Source organism: Intestinibacter sp., from assembly GCF_051866655.1.
Classification (GTDB): domain Bacteria; phylum Bacillota; class Clostridia; order Peptostreptococcales; family Peptostreptococcaceae; genus Intestinibacter.
Genome location: NZ_JBJDXL010000316.1, coordinates 1 through 3,610 on the forward strand (window position 1 = coordinate 1; position 3,610 = coordinate 3,610).

The 3,610-nt window shown below is 27.8% G+C and carries 6 protein-coding genes; all 6 read left to right on the forward strand.

Going from position 1 to position 3,610, the window contains the following annotated elements:
- A partial coding sequence (locus ACI3VO_RS09380; protein ID WP_439757665.1) for a GTP-binding protein occupies positions 1-404 on the forward strand: 404 nt, incomplete at its 5' end.
- A gap of 101 nt (positions 405-505) precedes the next feature.
- Entirely contained in the window at positions 506-1,471 is a 966-nt protein-coding gene (gene spoIIIAA / locus ACI3VO_RS09385) for a stage III sporulation protein AA (protein ID WP_439757666.1), read from the forward strand.
- On the forward strand, positions 1,461-1,982 hold the full coding sequence (locus ACI3VO_RS09390; RefSeq protein WP_439757667.1) for a stage III sporulation protein AB: 522 nt from the start codon (positions 1,461-1,463) through the stop codon (positions 1,980-1,982). The genes spoIIIAA and ACI3VO_RS09390 overlap by 11 nt, the downstream gene beginning before the upstream one ends.
- Before the next feature lie 11 nt (positions 1,983-1,993).
- A complete protein-coding gene (gene spoIIIAC / locus ACI3VO_RS09395; protein ID WP_439757668.1) occupies positions 1,994-2,191 on the forward strand; it encodes a stage III sporulation protein AC in 198 nt (65 codons plus the stop codon).
- A gap of 54 nt (positions 2,192-2,245) precedes the next feature.
- Positions 2,246-2,623 carry a stage III sporulation protein AD gene (spoIIIAD, locus tag ACI3VO_RS09400; protein WP_439757670.1) on the forward strand — a complete coding sequence of 126 codons (378 nt, stop codon included), beginning with the start codon at positions 2,246-2,248 and terminating at the stop codon, positions 2,621-2,623.
- Between the two features lie 10 nt (positions 2,624-2,633).
- On the forward strand, positions 2,634-3,610 hold a 977-nt coding region (locus ACI3VO_RS09405), incomplete at its 3' end, for a stage III sporulation protein AE (RefSeq protein WP_439757669.1).

The window sequence follows — 3,610 nt, forward strand, 5'->3', positions numbered from 1 at the left end:
TAAAATCATTAAATTCTAGAGCTCTGATAATAGATAATAGATTAGATGAATTTAATATAAATGATATTATTTATAAAAAAATAAAACATAAAAATTCTGATAATCATACAGCAATTGAAAATAATCTAGATTTATCTAGTTATACATTTAATGTAGATAGAGTTTATTCAGAAGAACAGATATACAATTTACTTAGTGAATTTATAAATTTTTCAAAATATGGATTGATAGTCAGAGCAAAGGGCATAATAAATGCTACTAAAGGCGGATATTTAAAGTTCGATTATGTAGATGGAGAAGTTCACACAGAAAAGATTACAAATACATCTGAAACAAGCGTAGTTGTAATAGGACAAAATTTAAATAAAAAAAGAATATACGATTCATTCAAAAATCTCTCTTAAATACAGGAGAGATTTTTTTATGCAGATTTAAGAGAATATAAGAGTAATAATTTTTCGATTAAATAAATATATATTTATAAACAAGTAAGGAGGATGTATTCATGAAACTTTCTGATGAAATTATAAATTCACTTTCAATTAATCTTAGAAAAAAAATAAATAATATAAAAGACAGCTCTGTAAATGTTGAAGAGATAAGGCTTAGAATAAATAAACCCATGATAATAAATGGAGATGGTAAGGATTATTTTTACGATAATATAAATAATTGTTTAAATTTAAATATAAAAAATCCATATATAGTTTCAAAAGAGGATATAGAAGAGACATTTCAGCTTATATGTAGGTATTCTGTACATTCCTTTATAGATGACATTAAAAAGGGTTTTATAACGCTAAGGGGAGGTCACAGGATAGGAATAGTGGGCAAGGCGATAATAGAAAATGGACAAGTAAAAAATATTAAACATATTTCTTCACTTAATATAAGGATATCTAGGGAAATTAAAGGATGTTCAAAAAAAGTACTTCCACATGTGATAAAAAATAAAAATCAGATAAACAACACTATAATTATTTCACCGCCACAGTGTGGTAAAACAACGATTTTAAGAGATATAGTTAGAAATATTAGTACCGGGAACAAGACCTATGGGTTTAACGGCGTAAAAGTAGCTTTAATAGACGAGAGAAATGAAATAGGAGGATCATACCTCGGAGTTGCTCAGTTAGATGTAGGAATTAGAACAGATATTTTAGAAACCTGCCCTAAGGATTTAGGAATAATGATGGTTTTGAGGTCGATGTCGCCAGATGTAATAGTTACAGATGAAATCGGAGATGAAAAGGAAATAAAGGCGTTATATACAGCTTTAAATGGCGGTGTAGGTTTAATAACAACAGTACATGGAGATTCTATAGAGGATGTAAAAAACAGAAGAGAACTTAAAAATCTACTAGAAGGAGATCTATTCAAAAAGGTTGTAATATTATCTTCTAGAAAAGGTCCAGGTACTGTAGAAAAAATTTACGATTTACAAGAAAAGAGATGGTATTTTGCAGATTAAAATATTTTTAGTTGGAATGTTGATAGGGTGTAGCTATTTATTTGGAGAGGAAATATCTAAAAGATATGTGAGAAGGCATAGACAATTAAACGATTTAATTAGAATTTTAGAAATAATGAGAATGGATTTATCGTTTGGAATGTATACTTTAGAAGAGATTTTTAGAAATATATCCTTGAAAGAGGAATATGATTTTAAAAAATTTTTTTCAACGTTTGCAGATTCGCTTTTAAAAGAAGACGGAAAGAGAATAGAAGATATTTTAGAGGACAGCATAGAAATTTTATATAGAGATACATATTTGAAGAAAAATGAAATTGAAGAATTAAAAAAGCTTATTTTATCTCTAGGAAAAAGCGAAGTAATTTCTCAAGAAAGACTTATAGATTTAACAGTTGAAAACCTAAAAAAAATAACAACAGAAAGCAAGGACGATATAAAAAATAAGGGAAATCTATACAAGAAATTGATATTATTTAGTGGTATATGTATAGGTATAATTTTAATTTAGGAGATGGTACGATGGATATAACTTTAATATTTAAAGTAGCAGGTGTTGGTGTTTTGATATCTGTTTTAAATATGATTTTGAATAAGGTAGATAGAAGTGACTGGGCGACTCTTACTACATTAGCCGGAGTTATAATTGTTTTGGGCCTTGTAATAGGAGAGATAAGTGAACTATTTAATACAGTTAGAACTATGTTTAGATTGTATTGATAGATAATATTATCAAGTTAAAATATATAAAATGGAGGTGGTATTTTGGAGATAATGCAAATAATTGGAATTGCCATAATATCGACTGTACTCTGTTTAGTTTTAAAAAAGGATAGACCAGAAATCGCTAATTTCGTAGCTATAACTGCAGGTGTAGTGATACTTCTATCAGTTGTTTTAAAGTTGAATTTTATAGTAGAGGAGATAAATAGCTTGGCAGAGAGAGCGAATATACCTTCTATGTACATATCTCTAATTATAAAATTAATAGGAATAGCTTATATAATGGAGTTTGCAGTATCTCTTTGCAAGGATTGCGGTGAAAATAATATAGCCTCTAAATTGGAATTTGGCGGAAAGATAATAATTATGAGTATGTCTTTTCCAATACTTTTATCAATAATAGATGTGATAATTGGGATTATACCTTAGGAGAAAAATTATGAAAAATAAATTAAAAACAATTTTATTAGCTTTATTTTTTGTAATCTGCATAACTGGCATATGTTTTGCAAATCAAAATCAAGAGGATTTAAGCTCACAAGAGTACGAGGTATCCGAAGAAATGGCAGAAAACTATATAGACAGTCAATTAAATAAAATAAATATAAATGAGCTTGAAGAGTACATAAAAGAGGACGATATTTTTAAGGATTTAGATTTAAAAGTATTCGTAAAGGATCTAATAAAAGGGGATGCAAAAATCTCTGATTTAATAAATATAGAAAACTTAAAAAATTCAATTTTAGCACAATTAAGTACAAGTCTAAAGATAATTATCATGATAATAGTTCTAGCATTATTATCTTCGATTTTAAAAAGTCTTGAAAATTCTTTTTCATCAGGAGATGTAACAAAGGTAGTAAATTACATAATATTTATAACTATGGTAACTCTAGTTTTAATCAATTTTAAGGATGTTTTAGAAATTTCATATAATACAGTCGACAGCATAATAGGGATTGTAAATATATTAGCACCTATTTTGTTGTCGCTTATAGCTATAGGTGGCTTAGTCGTAACATCTAGCACAATGTCACCAGTATTTATAGGTGGAATATCTTTAATAAATATAATTTTTAAAAAGGTAATTTTCACGCTGATAACCTTAGGATTTTGTGTTTTAGTAGTAGACAACTTATCTGAAAATATAAAATTAAAAAAATTTGCAGCGCTACTTAAAAAAGCAAATGTAGTTATTGTAGGACTTGTATTTACAGTCTACTTAGGACTTGTATCGATACAGGGCTTATATGTAACCTCTTTTGATAAATTCACAGTTAAAAGCGCTAAGTTTGCAGTTGGAAGTTTTATTCCAGTTATAGGGAATTTTATATCGGACTCGGTCGATATACTACTGTCTTCATCTATTTTGATAAAAAATGTATTCGGGGTTGTAGGACTTGTACTGTTAATAGG

Bases quoted from the DNA above. Each gene is read 5' to 3' on its own strand.
- spoIIIAA (WP_439757666.1), top strand. From the start codon at position 506: ATGAAACTTTCTGATGAAATTATAAATTCACTTTCAATTAATCTTAGA.
- spoIIIAC (WP_439757668.1), top strand. From the start codon at position 1,994: ATGGATATAACTTTAATATTTAAAGTAGCAGGTGTTGGTGTTTTGATA.
- spoIIIAD (WP_439757670.1), top strand. From the start codon at position 2,246: ATGCAAATAATTGGAATTGCCATAATATCGACTGTACTCTGTTTAGTT.